The organism is Streptomyces sp. NBC_01618, from assembly GCF_045209435.1.
Classification (GTDB): domain Bacteria; phylum Actinomycetota; class Actinomycetes; order Streptomycetales; family Streptomycetaceae; genus Streptomyces.
This window is the reverse complement of the sequence record NZ_CP109297.1, coordinates 4957539-4974993: the sequence shown is the minus strand read 5'-3', so window position 1 is coordinate 4974993 and position 17455 is coordinate 4957539. Positions and strand designations below refer to the sequence as shown.

The 17455-nt window shown below is 70.3% G+C and carries 17 protein-coding genes and 1 pseudogene; 4 read left to right on the top strand and 14 right to left on the bottom strand.

Going from position 1 to position 17455, the window contains the following annotated elements; genetic code table 11:
• Window positions 1–62 precede the first annotated feature (62 nt).
• From OH735_RS23295 to OH735_RS23275, 5 genes are all read right to left on the bottom strand, one after another.
• On the bottom strand, window positions 63–821 hold the full coding sequence (locus OH735_RS23295; RefSeq protein ID WP_406383453.1) for an IclR family transcriptional regulator: 759 nt from the start codon (window positions 819–821) through the stop codon (window positions 63–65).
• The gene (locus OH735_RS23290; RefSeq protein WP_406383452.1) at window positions 818–1612 is read right to left on the bottom strand and encodes a thioesterase II family protein; all 795 of its coding nucleotides are present in this window, start codon (window positions 1610–1612) and stop codon (window positions 818–820) included. Before OH735_RS23290 ends, OH735_RS23295 begins: the two co-directional genes overlap by 4 nt.
• Window positions 1613–1654: 42 nt before the next feature.
• Window positions 1655–2554, bottom strand: a complete 900-nt coding sequence (locus tag OH735_RS23285) for an ACP S-malonyltransferase (protein ID WP_406386698.1) — start codon at window positions 2552–2554, stop codon at window positions 1655–1657.
• Between the two features lie 245 nt (window positions 2555–2799).
• Complete coding sequence (locus OH735_RS23280; RefSeq protein ID WP_406383451.1) at window positions 2800–2946, bottom strand: hypothetical protein; 147 nt, start codon at window positions 2944–2946, stop codon at window positions 2800–2802.
• A 126-nt stretch (window positions 2947–3072) separates the two neighbouring features.
• A complete protein-coding gene (locus OH735_RS23275; protein ID WP_406383450.1) occupies window positions 3073–4026 on the bottom strand; it encodes a LysR family transcriptional regulator in 954 nt (317 codons plus the stop codon).
• Window positions 4027–4088: 62 nt separating this feature from the next.
• Between OH735_RS23275 and OH735_RS23270 the strand changes: the two genes are divergently transcribed.
• The 4 genes from OH735_RS23270 to OH735_RS23255 all read left to right on the top strand — a co-directional run bounded on the left by OH735_RS23270 (window position 4089) and on the right by OH735_RS23255 (window position 7683).
• Window positions 4089–5411: an MFS transporter gene (locus OH735_RS23270; protein WP_406383449.1), complete on the top strand. Its 1323-nt coding sequence runs from the start codon at window positions 4089–4091 to the stop codon at window positions 5409–5411.
• 135 nt (window positions 5412–5546) lie between these two features.
• Complete coding sequence (locus OH735_RS23265) at window positions 5547–6263, top strand: L,D-transpeptidase family protein (RefSeq protein WP_406383448.1); 717 nt, start codon at window positions 5547–5549, stop codon at window positions 6261–6263.
• Window positions 6264–6370: 107 nt separating this feature from the next.
• Entirely contained in the window at window positions 6371–7366 is a 996-nt protein-coding gene (locus OH735_RS23260; RefSeq protein WP_406383446.1) for a sigma-70 family RNA polymerase sigma factor, read from the top strand.
• Entirely contained in the window at window positions 7363–7683 is a 321-nt protein-coding gene (locus OH735_RS23255) for a hypothetical protein (RefSeq protein WP_406383445.1), read from the top strand. Before OH735_RS23260 ends, OH735_RS23255 begins: the two co-directional genes overlap by 4 nt.
• A gap of 20 nt (window positions 7684–7703) precedes the next feature.
• Here OH735_RS23255 and OH735_RS23250 read toward each other — a convergent pair.
• The 9 genes and pseudogenes from OH735_RS23250 to OH735_RS23210 form a co-directional block, all read right to left on the bottom strand.
• Window positions 7704–7835: pseudogene (locus OH735_RS23250) on the bottom strand (peptidoglycan-binding protein); the annotation flags it as partial.
• A 78-nt stretch (window positions 7836–7913) separates the two neighbouring features.
• Window positions 7914–8243 carry an STAS domain-containing protein gene (locus tag OH735_RS23245; RefSeq protein WP_406383444.1) on the bottom strand — a complete coding sequence of 110 codons (330 nt, stop codon included), beginning with the start codon at window positions 8241–8243 and terminating at the stop codon, window positions 7914–7916.
• Between the two features lie 96 nt (window positions 8244–8339).
• Window positions 8340–9617, bottom strand: a complete 1278-nt coding sequence (locus OH735_RS23240) for a thymidine phosphorylase (RefSeq protein ID WP_406383443.1) — start codon at window positions 9615–9617, stop codon at window positions 8340–8342.
• 160 nt (window positions 9618–9777) lie between these two features.
• Window positions 9778–10179: a cytidine deaminase gene (locus tag OH735_RS23235; protein WP_406383442.1), complete on the bottom strand. Its 402-nt coding sequence runs from the start codon at window positions 10177–10179 to the stop codon at window positions 9778–9780.
• Window positions 10176–11465, bottom strand: coding sequence for an ABC transporter permease (locus OH735_RS23230; RefSeq protein ID WP_406383441.1), 1290 nt, complete (start codon window positions 11463–11465; stop codon window positions 10176–10178). Before OH735_RS23230 ends, OH735_RS23235 begins: the two co-directional genes overlap by 4 nt.
• Window positions 11462–12577, bottom strand: a complete 1116-nt coding sequence (locus OH735_RS23225) for an ABC transporter permease (RefSeq protein WP_406383440.1) — start codon at window positions 12575–12577, stop codon at window positions 11462–11464. Before OH735_RS23225 ends, OH735_RS23230 begins: the two co-directional genes overlap by 4 nt.
• Window positions 12574–14178: an ABC transporter ATP-binding protein gene (locus OH735_RS23220; protein ID WP_406383439.1), complete on the bottom strand. Its 1605-nt coding sequence runs from the start codon at window positions 14176–14178 to the stop codon at window positions 12574–12576. The genes OH735_RS23225 and OH735_RS23220 overlap by 4 nt, the downstream gene beginning before the upstream one ends.
• Before the next feature lie 267 nt (window positions 14179–14445).
• Window positions 14446–15486, bottom strand: a complete 1041-nt coding sequence (locus OH735_RS23215; RefSeq protein ID WP_406383438.1) for a BMP family protein — start codon at window positions 15484–15486, stop codon at window positions 14446–14448.
• A 610-nt stretch (window positions 15487–16096) separates the two neighbouring features.
• The gene (locus OH735_RS23210) at window positions 16097–17320 is read right to left on the bottom strand and encodes an amidohydrolase (RefSeq protein WP_406386697.1); all 1224 of its coding nucleotides are present in this window, start codon (window positions 17318–17320) and stop codon (window positions 16097–16099) included.
• Window positions 17321–17455: the final 135 nt, after the last annotated feature.

The window sequence follows — 17455 nt, the reverse complement described above, 5'->3', positions numbered from 1 at the left end:
ACTCCTCAAGTCGCCCTGCCGAACCGGAGCTTCGAAGATCAAAGAACTTTGCAACAGCCCTGTCAGGCAGGCTTCACGGTCGGGCAGACGTCCGGGCGGAGCCGCGACATGGCGTCACCGAGAGCGGCGACCGCGTCGAACAGAGGGCCGGTGAGACTGCGTTCGGGCGCCTCGGGCATGCGTGCGGCGGGACCGGTCAGGGCCAGCGCGGCCACCACCCGCTCGTCGGGGCCGCGTACCGGAGCGGCGTACGTGACGCTCCCCGGCAGCATCCGGTCCGGTCCGTAAGCCCAGCCCCTACGGCGTACGAGGGTGAGCTGGGCAGCGGTGAAGCGGGCGTGGTTCAGGCCGTGGAACACCGCGTCGGGTTCCGCCCAGGCGAGGAGCACCTGGGCGACGGGGCCCGTGGAGGCCGGCCGAGGCATACCGAGGGGCACCTGTCCACACGCGGATCCGGCGGAAGCGGCGACGCAGACCTGCAGGTCGTCCAAGCGGCGGTGGAGCCGGGCGTCAAGGCCCGTCTCCGCATGCAGTTCGGACAGGAACGGTCCGGCGGCACCGGCCAGCCGGTCGTGGCGCACCTGGAGTCCCGCCGAGTCGAGCCGGGGGCCCAGGACGAACCGGCCCTGCGGGTCGCGGGTGAGCAGCCCGAGGCGTTCCAGGGCGAGGGCGAGGCGGTGGATCGTCTGCCTGGTCAGCCCGCTGTACTTCACGAGGTCGCCGAGTGAGGCCGGGCCCTCCTCGACGATCTGCAGGAGGAGGGCGGCCTTGTCGAGTACGCCGATCCCGGTCGGTGTCCGGAGTTGGACCGCCCCGCTCATCGCACCTGCTCCAGCCGCGCGTGGATGTCCTCCAGCAGGGCGTCGCGCTGGTCCGTCAGATAGAAGTGACCGCCCGGCAGCACCTTGAGGTCGAAGCCCTTCGGCGCGACGGCCGACCAGGCGGCGGCCTCCGCACCGGTGATGTCCGGGTCGTCGGCGCCGAGGTAGCCGACGACGGGGCAGCCGAGGGGGGCTCCCCGCCGGGCGGTGTACCTGTCGACGGCCTCGAAGTCGGCACGGATCGCGGGAAGCAGCAGCTCGCGCATGCCCTCGTCTTCGAGCAGTGCGGCGTCGGTGCCGCCGAGTCGCCGCACCTCCTCGACGAGTTCTGCGTCCGCGCCGTACAGGCGGCCGGTGCGCGCCCGCCCCTCGGGGGTGCCCGAGAGCCTCCACGTGCGCGGGGTGAGCAGGTGCGGGGGCTTGCGACAGGAGACCATCAGCAGTGCGAGGGCGGTGCGGTGGTGCGCCTCCAGCCGGAGGGCGACTTCGTATCCGACGGAGGCGCCCATGCTGTGGCCGAAGAGTGCCAGCGGAACGTCGAGGTACGGCCGCAGTTCGGCGGCGAACGCGTCCGCGAGTTCCTCGATCGAGGTCAGTGGGGTTTCCGCGATGCGCTCCTGCCGTCCGGGGTAGCGCGCGGTGAGCACCTCGACGTCCTCGCCGAGGGCCCGCCCCCAGCTGTGGAAGAAGGTGGCGGAGCCGCCCGCGTGCGGCAGGCAGAGCAGCCGCACGCGGGGCGGGGCCGGGCTGGCATACCGGCGCAGCCAGATGCTTGTGGTGGCAGGTGCCATGGCGATGGATCTCCTCGCTGCGTCGGTCGGGTGCCCGGCGCTTCAGTCCAGCGCAGCCGGTGTGTCCACGGAAACGACCTCGGTGTCCGGGACGATCCGACGGATCAGTCCGGCCAGCGTGCGCCCGGGCCCGATCTCGACGAGCCGGCGGCAGCCGAGCGTGCCGACCAGGGTGCGTACGCTCCGCTCCCACAGCACGGGTGAGGTGAGCTGGCGGGCGCTGAGCTCCGGCCAGGCCGCGCCGTCCGTGTGCGGCTCGGCGTCGGCGTTGGCCACCACGGGCAGATGGGCCGGAGCGAAGGCGGAGTCCTTCAGCGCGGCGGCCAGGACATCCGCGGCCGGCGCCATGTAGGGGCTGTGGAAGGCACCGCCGACCTGGACGCGGATCAGCTTGGCGCCGATGGAGGGCGCCTCCTCCTCGATCCGGGCGATGCCATCGAGGGAACCGGAAACCACGGTCTGGCCCGGTGCGTTGACATTGGCCACCCACACCTCAAGGCCGTCCTCGCGCAGCCGCCCGGCCAGCGCGGCCACCTCCTCCCGGGGCGCGGCGACGAGGACGCCCATCGTGCCCTCGCGGGCCTCGGCGGCTCGCCGCATGGCCCGGCCGCGCGCGGCCACCAGCTTGGCGGTGGCGGATACGGTGAGCGCCCCCGCGGCGGTGAGGGCGGCGTACTCGCCGAGGCTGTGCCCGGCGCAGGCGACCGGAGTGCCGCCCAGCGCATCACGGCGCACGGCCTCGGCATGGGCGACGACCGAGACGGTGAACACGGCGAGCTGCGCCAGGTCGGTACGGCGCAGTTGTTCGCCCGGGGTACGCAACAGCAGTTCCGGGAGGTCTTCTCCGACAGCCTCGGAGACTTCCCCCGTGAGTTCCCAGGAAGGGGTTTCCCGCCAGGGCTCACCCATTCTCTCTTTCTGTGTCCCCTGCCCGGGAAACACCAAGCCGATCGGCAGACGCGCCACGACCCCACCTTCCACGTGAATGCACCATGGAGGACGGGGATCCGCACCCAACGAGGGGGCGGATCCCCGCACACCGGGACGACCCATGGAGTGGGGGACTCTCGGGAGCCGCCAGGAAGGAATTCCGCATCTTCGAGCGGCTTCGAATCCCGTTCCTCGGGCCCCATACAACTGGGCATGTTTGCCCGGCGGCAACCGAGGTTTCAGGAAGCTGCCAGGACTCACCCTGATTGGCCGGGCTGATGCGTTCTCAGGTTGCGAGATCGAGCAGCGCGGCTGCGTGACCGGTAGTGGTCGGCTGCGGCGGCGATGTCGGTCCAGCCGGCCTGGCGCATCAGACCGATGGCGAGGTTGCGCAGGGTGGCCATGATGCGGGGCGCGGAAGGGCCTCGCCCGTCCCGTCGTCCGCGACGGACGTGGGCGGCCGGCTCCCGCCGATCCGCTCGGCGGTCCTACCCGTCCCGCTCCCGTGGTTCCGGAGCCCCGGGCCCGGCTCAGTCCGGCAGCAGGTGGCCCCGGCGCGACAGCAGGAAGCGCTTGAAGGCGGCCACCGGTGGGGTGTCCGGGTGGCCGTCCAGCCAGGCGACGCCGATCTCGCGGGCCGCTCTCGGGGCCGTCACCGTGAGTTCGACGACGCCGGGGCGGGCCACGGCGGGCGGCGGCAGCAGGGCCACGCCGAGGCCGGCCGCGACCAGGCCGCGCAGGGTCTCCGCCTCCTCGCCCTCGAAGGCGACACGTGGAGTGAAGCCGGCCTCCGCGCACAGGTCGTCGGTGATCCGCCGCAGGCCGTAACCCGGTTCGAGGGTGACGAACTTTTCGTCGGCGGCCTCCGCCAGGCGGATGCGGCGGCGGGTGGCGAGGCGGTGGTCCTCGGGGACGACCAGGCGCAGCCGCTGTTCGTCGAGGCGGCGGGCTACCAGGTCGGGGGCGTCCGGGACGGGTGAGGTGAGGCAGAGGTCGAGGCCGCCGGACCGGAGGCGTTCGATCATCGCCTCGCCGTAGTTCTGCACGAGCTGGAAGCGGACCCGGGGGTGGTCGGCGCGGAAGGCGCGGATCAGGGCGGGCACGGTCTCGGAGCCCATGGTGTGCAGGAAGCCGAAGGCGACCTTGCCGGTGGCCGGGTCGGCGTCGGCCCGTACCGAGTCGGCGGCCTTCTCGACCTCGGCGAGGGCCCGCTCGGCGGAGCCCAGGAAGGTGCGGCCCGCGGGCGTGAGGGAGACGGTACGGCCCTTGCGGGCGAACAGGGCGACTCCCAGGTCCTGTTCGAGCCTGACCATCGACCGTGAGAGCGTCGACTGCGGGACGCCGAGCTCGTGCGCGGCGCGGGTGACGTGCTCGTGGCGGGCCACCGCCTCGAAGTGGGCCAGCCGCGGGGCGAGGACGGCGCGAATGTCTTCTTCGTAACTACTGGGTGACAGCCGCGGCTGTGACCTGTGTTCATGCACCATGGGATTGATTATCGCCACTTCGTGCATTGGACGCATGAAGCCGGGCGGCCTACTTTCGAACCATGCCTCCTGCCAGTACCGGGGCGTCCACCCTCACCGTGGCCGCCTCGCCCCAGCCGTCCCCCGTCGCCGCCGCTGCCACCACCACCGGCACCACCGCGCCGGACCGTCTCGAACCGGGCCGCCCCGGCTACCGCCGGATGAGCTTCGCTCTCTTCGCCGCAGGTGTCGCGACGTTCGCACTTCTCTACTCCACCCAGGCCCTGCTGCCCGCCGTCTCCGCCTCCCTCGGCGCCACGGCCGGCCAGGCCAGCTGGACGGTCTCCGCGGCGACGGGCGCGCTGGCGCTGTGTGTGCTGCCGATGAGTGCGCTGTCCGAGCGGTTCGGGCGGCGGCAGATGATGACCGCCTCGCTGGCGGTCGCCGTACTGGTCGGGCTGCTCGTGCCGTTCGCGCCCTCGCTCGGCTGGCTGATCGCGCTGCGCGCCGTCCAGGGCGCGGCGCTGGCCGGACTCCCGGCGTCCGCGATGGCGTACCTGGCCGAGGAGGTACGGCCGAAGGCACTGGTCGCCGCGATCGGACTGTTCGTGGCGGGCAACAGCATCGGCGGGATGAGTGGCCGTATCCTCACCGGCTGGATCGCCCAGCTGTGGGGCTGGCGGGCGGCACTCGGCGCGGTCGGGCTGCTGGCCGTGGCCTGCGCGGTCGTCTTCCACTTCATGATCCCCAGGGCCCGGCACTTCACCCCGGGTTCGCTGAACCCGAAGGCCCTCGCGAAGACGGTGGGCGGGCACCTCGCCGACCCGCTGCTGCGCCGGCTGTACGCGATCGGCGCGCTGTTCATGACGGTGTTCGGCGCGGTCTACACGGTGATCGGCTACCGCCTGGTGGAGGCGCCGTTCAACCTCCCGCAGGGTGTCGTCGGGTCGATCTTCCTGGTCTATCTCGTCGGTACGGTCTCCTCCGCCGCGGCCGGCAAGCTGGTCGCCCGCCTCGGCCGACGGGGCGCGCTGTACCTGGCCGTCTCCACGACGGCTGCCGGTCTGCTGCTGTCGCTCGCCGACCAGCTGGCCGCCGTACTCCTCGGCCTGGTCCTGATCACGGCGGGATTCTTCGCCGGGCACGCGGTCGCCTCCTCGTCCGTGAGCCGTACGGCGACGAAGGGCCGGGCCCAGGCGTCGGCGCTGTACCAGTCCGCGTACTACCTGGGCTCCAGCGCGGGCGGCACGCTCGGCGCGGTCGCCTTCCACGCCGGGGGCTGGGCCGGGACCGTGTCGCTGGGGCTGTTCGCGGTCCTCGGCGTCGTCTCGGTCACGCTGTACGGCTCGCGGGCCGCGCGCGCCGAGCGGCGACGGCTCGTGCCGGTGGCATCCGTACAGAACTGAGACACCGGCGTCCGTACAGAACCGAGACACCGGCGTCCGTACAGGACTGAGACATACGGCGTACAACCATCCGCTCCCCGACACGCGTCTAGCAGGCGGAATCACCTCACGGCGCGCGAAGGGGAGTTGGCGTACATGAGAATCGCAGGGAACATACCGGGGCTCGGGTCGCGGCGCGCGCTCGCGCTGTCCATCGCCGGTCTGATGGCGGCGCCCGCCCTCGTCGTGGGCACCGGCGGATCCGCGCAGGCGGCGTCCTGCACGACGTCCACCGGGCCGTACCAGAAGCAGGTCGAGAATTATCTGCACCGGCCGGTCGACGGCAGGCAGTCGGCCGCCGACTGCAAGGCGATCAGGTCGTTCCAGAGCACGTACGGGGTCACCCCCACCATCGGGTACGCGGGTCCGGTCACCTGGCGCACGATGAAGACGCTCACGGCCCAGAAGGCGGCCGGCAAGAACCCCAACAAGGACAAGAAGTGCCCCACGAACAAGGGACGCATCGCATGCGTGGACCTGACCCGGCAGCTGAGCTGGATCCAGGACGGCAGCAAGCTGAAGTTCGGTCCCGTGCCGGTGCGGACCGGGCGGAACGGGTACGAAACCCGGACCGGGGCGAAGAAGATCTACTGGCGGCACATCAACCACGTCTCGTCGATCTACCACGTGTCGATGCCGTACTCCCAGTTCTTCGACGGCGGGCAGGCGTTCCACTCGGTGGGCCTGAAGATGTGGAACCCGCCGGGGTCGCACGGCTGCGTCAACATGCGGCCCGCCGACGCGAAGTCGTACTGGAATCTGCTGAAGAACGGCGACGACGTATACGTGTACGGGCGCAAGCCCGGAACGTGACGGGAACGTGTGCGGCTTCACCACTTCCTGCCCCGCCGTTGTCAGTGGCCTGTTGTAGCTTCCGAAGTGCTGAGTGAGCGGTGTCACAGCGCAACAGGGGTGGAGCGATGAGTGATCTGACAGCGACGGCGGATATCGACACCCGTCTGGAGGGACACCGGGTCGAGCTGACCGGCTACTGCTACCGGATGCTCGGTTCGGCCTTCGAGGCGGAGGACGCGGTCCAGGACACGCTGGTGCGTGCCTGGCGCAACTTCGAGAAGTTCGAGGGGCGTTCCTCGCTGCGGTCCTGGTTGTACCGCATCGCCACCAACGTCTGTCTGGACATGCTGAACGCCGGCAACAAGCGGGCCCGTCCGGTCGATCTGACGGGCCCGACACCGCTCGCCCAGGCGGCGCTCAACCCGCTGCCGGAGAACACCTGGCTGGAGCCGATGCCGGACGGGCGGATCCTGCCGTCGGTCGCGGACCCGGCGGAGGCCGCGGTGGCGCGTGAGTCGGTGCGGCTCGCGTTCGTCGCCGCGTTGCAGCATCTGCCACCCAAGCAGCGGGCGGTACTGATCCTGCGCGAGGTGCTGGCGTGGAAGGCGAGCGAGGTCGCCGAGCTGCTCGACACCTCGGTCGCCTCGGTCAACAGCGCCCTCCAGCGGGCCCGGGCCACGCTGACCGACCACCAGGACGATGCCGCCACCGCCGACGCGGCGGACCCGCTCGACGAGGAGCAGCGGGGGCTCCTGGAACGCTATGTGGCGGCATTCGAGGGCTACGACATGAAGGCCCTGACCGCGCTCCTCCATGAGGACGCCGTCATGACCATGCCGCCGTTCGACCTCTGGCTGCAGGGGCACGACGACATCACGGGCTTCATGACGTCCATCGGCGCGGCCTGCGAGGGCTCCCGACTGGTCGCCACGTCGGCGAACGGCACCCCGGCGTTCGCTCACTACAAGCCGAATCCGGACGGGCCCGGGTTCGTGCCGTGGGCGGTGCAGGTCATCGACATCTCGGACGGCGCGATCACGGGAATGCACTGCTTCCTGGACACCCCGCGCTGGTTCCCGCTGTTCGGCCTCTTTGAGCACTTGGACACCGATGCCGCGTGAGGCCGTACGTGGTGCGGGGGCTGGTGGCGGGGTGGGTGGTGCTGGCGGCTGCCGGCTGGGGGGTCACCCAGTGGATCGGTGAGCCGGCGGCGACGTCAGGGCCGGGCCCCGTCGCACCGCCGGCCTCCGGCGCGGAGCCTGGGCCGCAGCCGGAGTTCGACTGCGAGGAGGCGGTGGCCCGGGCTGCGGAGCGGTCGCAGCCCCGGACGCCGGATCCGTCGGCCACGGGCCTGCCGACGAAACGCGCGCCCGCGGGGCCCGACGGGCAGGCCCGTCTCACCCAGGTGATCTGCGACTCGGTGGTGTTACGCGACTGATCCGGGGATCGGACACCCCGTCAGCCGACCAGTGCCTGCCAGGTCACCGGGCCTGCCTCGCCGTCGGCGACCAGCCGGTTGACTCCCTGGTAGGAGCGCACGGCGGACGTGGTGACCGCGCCGAACGTGCCGTCGACCGCCAGGCCGGCGCTGCCCATTCGGCCCCAGAACCCCCGTTCCCACCCCATGAAGCCGCTGACAGGGCCCACTCCTGCTCACTAAAACTCACTTCAGCTCAGCAAACCGACAGCAGCTCCCAACCCCACCAGGTCGAGCAGCAGTTGGAGTTCGGCCGGTGTCCCGCGCAGCCGCAGTCGTCTGCCGCCCTCCCGGCGCGCGACCAGCGACAGACGGGCGATCGTCTCCACCGCGGCCAGGTCCGGGTGGACGACTCCGCCCACGTCGCAGTCCACCACGGCGGCGTCCGACGTGGCCAGTATCGTCTCCAGGTCCGCGCAGAGGCGTGGCGTACCGGCCCGGGTGACGCGTCCGGAGAGGACGAGTACGGCCGACGGCAGGGGATCCATACCGAAGAGACCGGCGCCGGGTCCGAAACTCATCGCGGATCCTCGTATCGGTCCGTCACCGGAGCCAGCATGCCGAACGGGACCGGCCGCAGTCCACCGGTCCCGTTCCGCGTACGGGGAAACCCCAGGTCAGGCAATACGTTCCCGCACGACCGGGGTGGCGGTGAACTCCGTGCCCGCCGGGGCGATGTCGTACGAGGAGGACAGGGCGTCCCGCGCGGAGTCGAACTTCTCCGGGGTGTCGGTGTGCAGCGTCAGCAACGGCTGTCCCGCCGTGACCGTGTCACCCGGCTTGGCGTGCAGTTCGACGCCCGCGCCCGCCTGCACCGGGTCCTCCTTGCGGGCCCGGCCCGCCCCGAGGCGCCAGGCGGCGACGCCGATGTCGTACGCGTCCAGGCGGGTCAGTACGCCGGTGGCCGGGGCCGTCACGACGTGCTGCTCGCGGGCGACCGGGAGCGGGGCGTCCGGGTCGCCGCCCTGGGCGGAGATCATCCGGCGCCAGACGTCCATCGCGGAGCCGTCGGCGAGGGCCTTCTCCGGGTCGGCGTCCCCCAGCCCGGCCGCGTCCAGCATCTCGCGGGCGAGGGCCAGGGTGAGGTCGACGACGTCCTTCGGGCCGCCGCCGGCCAGCACCTCGACCGACTCGCGCACCTCCAGGGCGTTGCCCGCGGTCAGGCCGAGCGGGGTGGCCATGTCGGTGAGCAGCGCGACCGTCCGCACCCCGCTGTCGGTGCCCAGCGCGACCATGGTGGAGGCCAGTTCGCGGGCGTCGTCGATGGTCTTCATGAAGGCGCCCGAGCCGACCTTGACGTCCAGGACGAGCGCGCCGGTGCCCTCGGCGATCTTCTTGGACATGATCGAGCTGGCGATCAGCGGGATGGCCTCCACGGTGCCGGTGACGTCGCGCAGCGCGTACAGCTTCTTGTCGGCGGGGGCGAGCCCGTCACCGGCTGCGCAGATCACCGCGCCGGTGGTGTCCAGAACGGATCGCATCTCCTCGTTCGAGAGGTGTGCGCGCCAGCCGGGGATGGACTCCAGCTTGTCGAGCGTGCCGCCGGTGTGACCGAGGCCGCGCCCGCTGAGCTGCGGCACGGCGGCGCCGCACGCGGCGACCAGCGGGGCGAGCGGCAGGGTGATCTTGTCGCCGACGCCACCGGTGGAGTGCTTGTCGGTGGTGGGCCGGGAGAGCGACGCGAAGTCCATGCGCTCCCCGGAGGCGATCATCGCGGCGGTCCAGCGGGCGATCTCGGTGCGGTTCATGCCGTTCAGCAGGATCGCCATGGCCAGCGCGGACATCTGCTCGTCGGCGACCTCGCCGCGGGTGTACGCGTCGATGACCCAGTCGATCTGCTCGGGGGTCAGCTCGCCTCGGTCCCGCTTGGTGCGGATGACGGAGATGGCGTCCATGTCCTGGAAGTCCTTCCGGCCGGTACGTGACGTACGCAAGAGTCCCGTATGACTCTACGCGCATAGAGGGTCGAGCGGGGGGTGGCCCTCCCGGCGGACGGGAGGGCCACGGTGGTTCTGCGGCGGATGCCGCCTGCTTCGGATGGTCCGGCTTCGGATGCTACGGCTTCAGGTGGTCCGGTCCGAACGCCTGCGGCAGCATCTCGTCGAGCGTGCGCAGCCCGTCCGGCGTCTGAAGGACCAGCTCCGGCCCGCCGAACTCGTACAGCAACTGCCTGCATCTGCCGCACGGCACCAGGATCTCGCCGGCCCCGTCCACGCAGGTGAAGTGGGTCAGCCGGCCGCCGCCGGTGGCGTGGAGCTGGGAGACCAGGCCGCACTCGGCGCACAGCCCGAGGCCGTACGAGGCGTTCTCGACGTTGCAGCCGGACACCGTACGCCCGTCGTCGACGCGGGCCGCCGCGCCGACCGGGTAGTGCGAGTAGGGGACGTACGCCCGCGTCATGGCGGACCGTGCGGCGCTCCGCAGCGCCTCCCAGTCGACCTCCGGGGCGGCCGTCACTTGCCCTGGCCCTTCCGGTAGCGCATGCCGTCCGCCTTCGGCATCCGCAGCCGCTGTGCGGAGAGCGAGAGGACGAGCAGCGTGACGATGTACGGGGTGGCGCTCACGAACTCGGTGGGCACCGTGTCCGTGGCGAGGTACCAGACCAGCACCGCGGCGGCGATGACCCCGCTGACCACGCCCTGGACGAAGCTCTTGCGGTAGAGCTTCCAGGCCGCGAGCCCGGCCAGCGCGACCACGAGCAGCAGGAGCAGCGCGTGGACGGACTCACCGCCGTTGCGCAGCTGGAGCGCGTCGGCGAAGCCGAACAGGCCGGCGCCCATGGCGAGTCCGCCGGGCCGCCAGTTACCGAAGATCATCGCGGCGAGACCGATGTATCCGCGGCCGCCGGTCTGGCCCTCGTTGTAGATGTGGGAGGTGACGAGCGAGAGGAAGGCGCCGCCGAGGCCGGCCATGCCGCCGGAGACGATCACCGCGATGTACTTGTAGTAGTAGACGTTCACGCCGAGCGACTCGGCGGCGACCGGGTTCTCGCCGCAGGAGCGCAGCCGCAGCCCGAACGAGGTCTTCCACAGCACGAGGAACGTGAGGACGAAGAGGGCGATGGCCAGGATCGTCAGCAGCGACACATGGGTGACCAGGCCGCCGATGACACCGGCCAGGTCGGAGACGAAGAACCAGTGGTGCTGCTCGATGGAGTGCAGCCAGTCCGAGAGCCCCGGGATCGTCACCGAGGTGATGTCGTCGGCCGGCGGGGACTGCTTCGGGCTGCCGCCCGCGGCCGCCGCCTCGCCCGAGTTGAACCAGAGCTTGGCGAAGTAGGTGGTGAAGCCGAGCGCCAGGATGTTGATGGCGATACCGGAGATGATGTGGTCGACGCCGAAGGTGACGGTCGCGACGGCGTGCAGCAGTCCGCCGAGCATGCCGCCGACGACCCCGGCGAGGACGCCGAGCCACGGGTCGGTCTGCCAGCCGGCCCAGGCGCCGAAGAAGGTGCCCAGGATCATCATGCCTTCGAGCCCGATGTTGACCACACCGGCCCGCTCGGCCCAGAGACCGCCGAGACCGGCGAGCCCGATCGGCACGGCCATCGCGAGCGTCGCACTGATCTGTCCCGCCGATGTGATGTCCTCGGCGCCGGTGATCACGCGTACGGCGGACAGCGCGAGCAGCACGCCCGCGATGATCAGCAGTACGACGGGGAAGGAGAGGCGGGTGCGGCCGCCCTTGCCGCCGGAGACCTTGGGGGCCGCGGGGGGCGGGGTGGAAGTCGCCGTGGCGGTCACGCCGACACCTCCTGCTGGTCGGAGTTACGGGCGGCCTGTGCGGCGAGTTCCGCGCCGACCTTGCTCTGCTGGCGCTTGAGTCCGTAGCGGCGGACGACTTCGTAGGCGATGACGACGCACAGGACGATGACGCCCTGGATCACACCGACGATCTCCTTGTCGTACCCCTCGAATTCGAGCTTGCCGGTGCCGCGCTCGAGGAAGCCCCAGAGCAGTGCGCCGAGCGCGATGCCGATGGGGTGGTTGCGGCCGAGCAGGGCGATGGCGATGCCGGTGAAGCCGACGCCGACCGGGAAGTCGCCGCTGTACTCGAAGCTGTCGTTGAGGAGGGTCGGCATACCGACCAGACCGGCCACGGCACCGGAGATCAGCATCGAGGTGACGACCATCTTCTTGACGTCGACACCGCTGGCCTCGGCCGCGGAGCCGGACTGGCCGACGGTGCGCAGGTCGAAGCCGAACCGGGTGCGCGAGAGCGCGAACCAGTAGGCGATGCCCGCGACGACCGCGACGACGATGAAGCCCCAGACGGGTGCCGGGGTGGTCGGGAACTCGAAGAAGTGCGAGGACTCCGGGAGCGGCTTGGTGGAGATCTTCGTGCCGGCCTCGTCGAGGTGGCCGAGGCGGCCCTCCTGGAGCAGATAACCGATGATGGCCGTCGCGATGGCGTTCAGCATGATCGTCGAGACGACCTCGCTGACACCCCGGGTGACCTTGAGGACACCGGCGATACCGGCCCACATCGCGCCGACGATCATCGCGGTGAGGATGATCAGCGGGATCTGCAGGGCGCCGGGCAGGGTCAGCGCACCGCCGACCGCGGCGGCGAAGAAGGCGGCGAGGCGGTACTGGCCGTCGACGCCGATGTTGAAGAGGTTCATCCGGAAGCCGACGGCCACCGCGAGACCCGCGAGGTAGTACGTCGTCGCCTTGTTCAGGATGTAGACCTGGCTGTCCGACTTCATCCCGTAGTCGAACATGATGCCGAAGGCGCTGAACGGCTCCTTGCCGGTGGCGGCCAGCACGAGTGCGGTCACCAGGAAGGCGACCACGATCGCGAGTACGGGGGCCGCGATCCCCAGGAGCAGCCGCTCCTTGTCGATCTTCTTCATCGTTCCTCTCCCCCGTTCCGGGGGTCGGTGTCGGTGCTTTCGCTTCCGCTTTCGGCAGCCGAGTCGTCCGGTGCTGCTGTCTCGTCCGGTGCTTCGAGGTGGCCGGTGGCCGCGCCCGTCATCGCCGAGCCGAGCTCTTCGGGGGTGATGGTCGCCGGGTCGGCGTCCGCGACCAGCCGGCCGCGGTACATGACGCGCAGGGTGTCGGAGAGCCCGATCAGCTCGTCCAGGTCGGCGGAGATCAGCAGCACCGCCAGTCCTTCGCGGCGTGCCTCGCGGATCTGGTCCCAGATCTGCGCCTGGGCGCCGACGTCCACGCCCCGGGTGGGGTGCGCGGCAATCAGGAGCTTCGGCTCGTGGCTCATCTCGCGGCCGACGATCAGCTTCTGCTGGTTGCCGCCGGAGAGGGAGGCGGCGGTGACCTCGATGCCGGGGGTACGGACGTCGTACTCGCGCACGATCCGCTCGGTGTCGGCGCGGGCGGCCTTGAGGTCGAGGAACGCGCCCTTGCTGTTGGGGCGTTCGGTGACGTGGCCGAGGATGCGGTTCTCCCAGAGCGGGGCCTCCAGCAGCAGTCCGTGCCGGTGGCGGTCCTCGGGGATGACGCCCATGCCGTTCTCGCGGCGCTTGCGGGTCGGCGTCCGGGAGATGTCGGCGCCGTCCAGAGTGAGTACGCCTGCGTCGAGGTGGCGCATGCCCATGATGGCGTCGACCAGTTCGGACTGGCCGTTGCCCTCGACGCCCGCGATGCCGAGGACCTCGCCCTTGTGGATGGTGAAGTCGATGCCGTCGAGCACCGAACGCACCACGCCGTCCGGGTCGGTGGCGGTCAGCCGCAGCCCCTCGACGGTCAGCATCGGGATGTCGGTGACGGTCGACTCGCGGGTCTCCGGCGACGGGAGTTCACTGCCGACCATCAGCTCGGCGAGCTGCTTGGTCGTGGTGCGCTTCGGGTCGGCGGTGCCCACCGTCGTACCGCGCCGGATGACGGTGATCTCGTCGGCGACCGACAGGACCTCGCCCAGCTTGTGCGAGATGAAGATGACGGTCAGGCCCTCGGCCTTGAGCTCGCGCAGGTTGTCGAAGAGCGCGTCGACCTCCTGCGGTACGAGGACGGCGGTGGGCTCGTCGAGGATCAGGGTGCGGGCGCCGCGGTAGAGGACCTTGAGGATCTCCACGCGCTGCCGGTCGGCGACCCCGAGGTCCTCGACCATGGCGTCCGGGCGGACACCGAGACCGTAGGCGTCGGAGATCTCCTTGATCTTGGCGCGGGCCCGGTCGCCGATCCCGTACAGCTTCTCGGAGCCGAGGACGACGTTCTCCAGGACGGTGAGGTAATCGGCGAGCATGAAGTGCTGGTGCACCATGCCGATGCCGCGCGCGATGGCGTCACCCGGGTTGTGGAACGAGACCTGCTCGCCGTCCACCGCGATGGTGCCCTCGTCCGGCTTCTGCATGCCGTACAGGATCTTCATCAGAGTGGACTTGCCGGCGCCGTTCTCGCCGACGAGAGCGTGGACGGTGCCGCGGCGCACGGTGATGTCGATGTCGTGGTTGGCCACGACCCCGGGGAACCGCTTGGTGATGCCGCGGAGCTCCACGGCATGAGGACTGCTGGACGCGTTGATGGCGCACTCTCCTTGACAGGAGCGGAGGGCGGAGGCGATGGGGACGGAGGCGGTGGGAGCGAAAAAAGGTACCGCGCCCGGCGGTCGCTACGCGCGTAGCGCCACCGAATCGTTGGCCACCTCATAACAGGTGGCGCACCGTGTGCGTACGGCTACGGTGAGAGCGGGGAAGCCGTACGTGAATCGGGGCCCGCGCGAACAGCCGAAGCGGTTCGCCCGGGCCCCGATCGACGGGCCGGATCAGGTCGTGGTCTTGACCTTGATGGTGCCGTCGACGATCTTCTTCTTCGCCTCGTCGAGCTGGGGCTGGATGTCCTTGAGGTGGTCACCCGTGGTGGTCAGGCCGACGCCGCCCTCGGCCAGCGAGTACGCCTGCGTGCCGGTCAGCGGCTTGCCGTCCTTGACGGACTTGACCAGGTCGTAGACACCGCCGTCGACGTTCTTGACGACGGAGGTCATGATCGTGTCCTTGTACTTCGCCAGCGCCGGGTCGAGGGCCTGGTCGGAGTCGACGCCGATGGACCAGGCGCCCTTCTTGCCCGCGACGGCCTCGATCGAACCGGCACCCGAGCCGCCCGCGGCGGAGAAGATGACGTCCGCGCCCTTGTCGAGCATGCCCTTGGCAGCTTCCTTGCCCTTGTCGGGGCTGCCGAAGCCGGACAGGTCCGAACCGGTGGACAGGTACTGGATCTGCACCTTGGCCTTCGGGTTGGTGTCCAGGACGCCCTGGTGGAAGCCGGCGGCGAACTTCTTGATCAGCGGAAGGTCCACACCGCCGATGAAACCGACCTGGCCGTCCTTCGACTTCAGCGCGGCGGCGACACCGGCGAGGTAGGAGCCCTGCTCCTCGGCGAAGACGATGCTGTCGACGTTCTTCACGTCGGAGACCGAGTCGACCAGGCCAAAGCTGACCTCCGGGTACTTGGGGGCGATCTTGTCGATCGCATCCTTGTACGCGAAGCCGACCCCGATGACCGGGTTGTAGCCGCCCTCGGCGAGCGACTCGAGGCGCTGCGCACGGTCGGCAGGGGCCTCACCGTTCTTGGCGGTGAGCTCCTTCGTCTCGGCGCCGAACTCGGCCTTGGCCTTGTCCAGACCACGCGCGGCGGAGTCGTTGAACGAGTTGTCGCCACGGCCGCCCACGTCGTAGGCCATGCCGATCTTCATCTTGCCCTTGTTAGAGCCGGAGCTCTCGGTGGACGACTCGCCACATGCGGTGGCGGTGAGCGCGAGAGCTGCAGTGACAGCACACGCAGCGGTGATCTTGGATACCCGGCGCAAGGGAAGGCTCCTTCAAACCTGACCGAAGCGCCTCTTCCGGCGCTGGTTTCGCCGAGATCGTAACGCGCGTAGATGTCAGATAAAGCCCCGTACGGAAGCCGTTATCGGATCGTCGCGAACCTGGGGTGACCTCTCTGGCTACGGATGGCTGCCGTGGAGCAGGGCGGAAGCGGTGAAGAGCCCCACTCCCAACGGCGATCACCCCCTCGTCCGCGTCGATTCGCCCCGGTTCAGGTCGAGCCCGCGCGCGTCCGCGGGAGGGGCGGGCCTGCGCACCCGACGCCGCGATCTACGGAACCCATAGCCGCGGCCCGAGCGGCGGGCCACTTCGTTTACACACCGTCAACGCCCGCCGTGCAATTCATCACAATCCATGTCGCACGTGAACGGGAATTTAATTCCACCACCGAACAGGCAGCGGAAGACAGGGAAGGAAGGGCCGGGAATCCGTCAGGTGCCGCCAGAATTTGAGGTTCCTAACCAGATCCTCCGGAACATGGCCCAATGGCCAGGTGCGCGTGTCTATTTACTATTAGATCGCCGGTACGGGACGGTCCACGAATAGGCTCGTCGACCTGGCTCTGCCGACCAGGGCCGGGCCAGTCCGCCCTCAGCCCACCGTGTCAAGCAGAGCGGAAGCGGTGAAGAGCTCCACCCCAACACTGATCGCCTCCTCGTCGGCGTCGAAATCACCACGATGCAGGTCGAGCCGGGCAGTGTCGCCGGGCGTACGGACCCCGAGCCGGGCCATGGCTCCCGGGACGTGTTCCAGGTACCAGGAGAAGTCCTCGCCGCCGAGGCTCTGCTCAGTGTCCTCGATCGCATGCGAACCGCGGCGTGCGGTCATCGCCCTCGCGAGCAGATCGATCATGATGGCGTCGTTCACGACGGGCGGGACGCCGCGAACGTAGTTGATCACCGTCTTGGCGCCGTACATCCCGGCCACCTCGTCGATCGCCGCGTGCACCAGGTCCGGCGCCTCCCGCCAGGCCGCCAGGTCCAGGCAGCGCACGGTGCCGGAGAGCTCGGCGTGCTGCGGGATCACGTTGCAGGCGTGCCCGGCCTCCAGCCGGCCCCAGGTGACGGCGAGCCCGGCCCGTGCGTCGACCCGGCGGGCCAGCAGCGCGGGCACCTCGGTGGCGACCTTGGCAGCGGCGGTGACGAGGTCGGTGGTCAGATGCGGCCGGGCGGTGTGCCCGCCGGGGCCGTCGAGGCTGACCTCCAGCCGGTCGCAGGCCGAGGTGATCGCCCCGGCCCGCAGCCCGATCCGCCCCACGTCCACCTTCGGGTCGCAGTGCACCCCGATGATCCGCCCGACCCCCTCCAGCGCCCCGGACGCGATCGTGTCGGGCGCCCCGCCGGGCAGCACCTCCTCGGCTGGCTGGAAGATCAGCCGCACCGGCCGCGGCAGCAGCCCCTGCCGGTCGAGCTCGGCGAGCACGAGACCGGCGCCGAGGACCGCGGTGGTGTGGATGTCGTGCCCGCAGGCATGCGCGCGGTCGGGGACCGTGGAGCGGTACGGGACGCCGGCCTTGGTGTCCGGGATGGGCAGGGCGTCGATGTCCGCGCGCAGGGCGAGCACGGGCCGCGGGTCGCCTTCGCTCCCGCCCACGTCACAGACGAGTCCGGTCCCCGTGTCCAGCACCCGAGGCGCCAGCCCCGCCTTCTCCAGCCTGGCCTTGATGGCCGCGGTGGTACGGAACTCCTGGTTGCCCAGCTCGGGGTGCATGTGCAAGTCACGCCGGAAGGCGATCAGCTCGGCACGCAAGGCCTCGGGCAGGGTGCCGGACAGCACCTCGTCCCCGGGCAGCTGGGCATCGGAATCGCGGGACATCAACGGGTTCACCTGGTGAAGGGTAAGGCCCTTCCCTCGTCAACTGACCATGAAACAAGAAAAGTTCAGCCACATAGACGAATAAATGACTGGGTCGTAGCGTGTGAGGCGGCAGCGAGGTGGGTAAACTCGCCC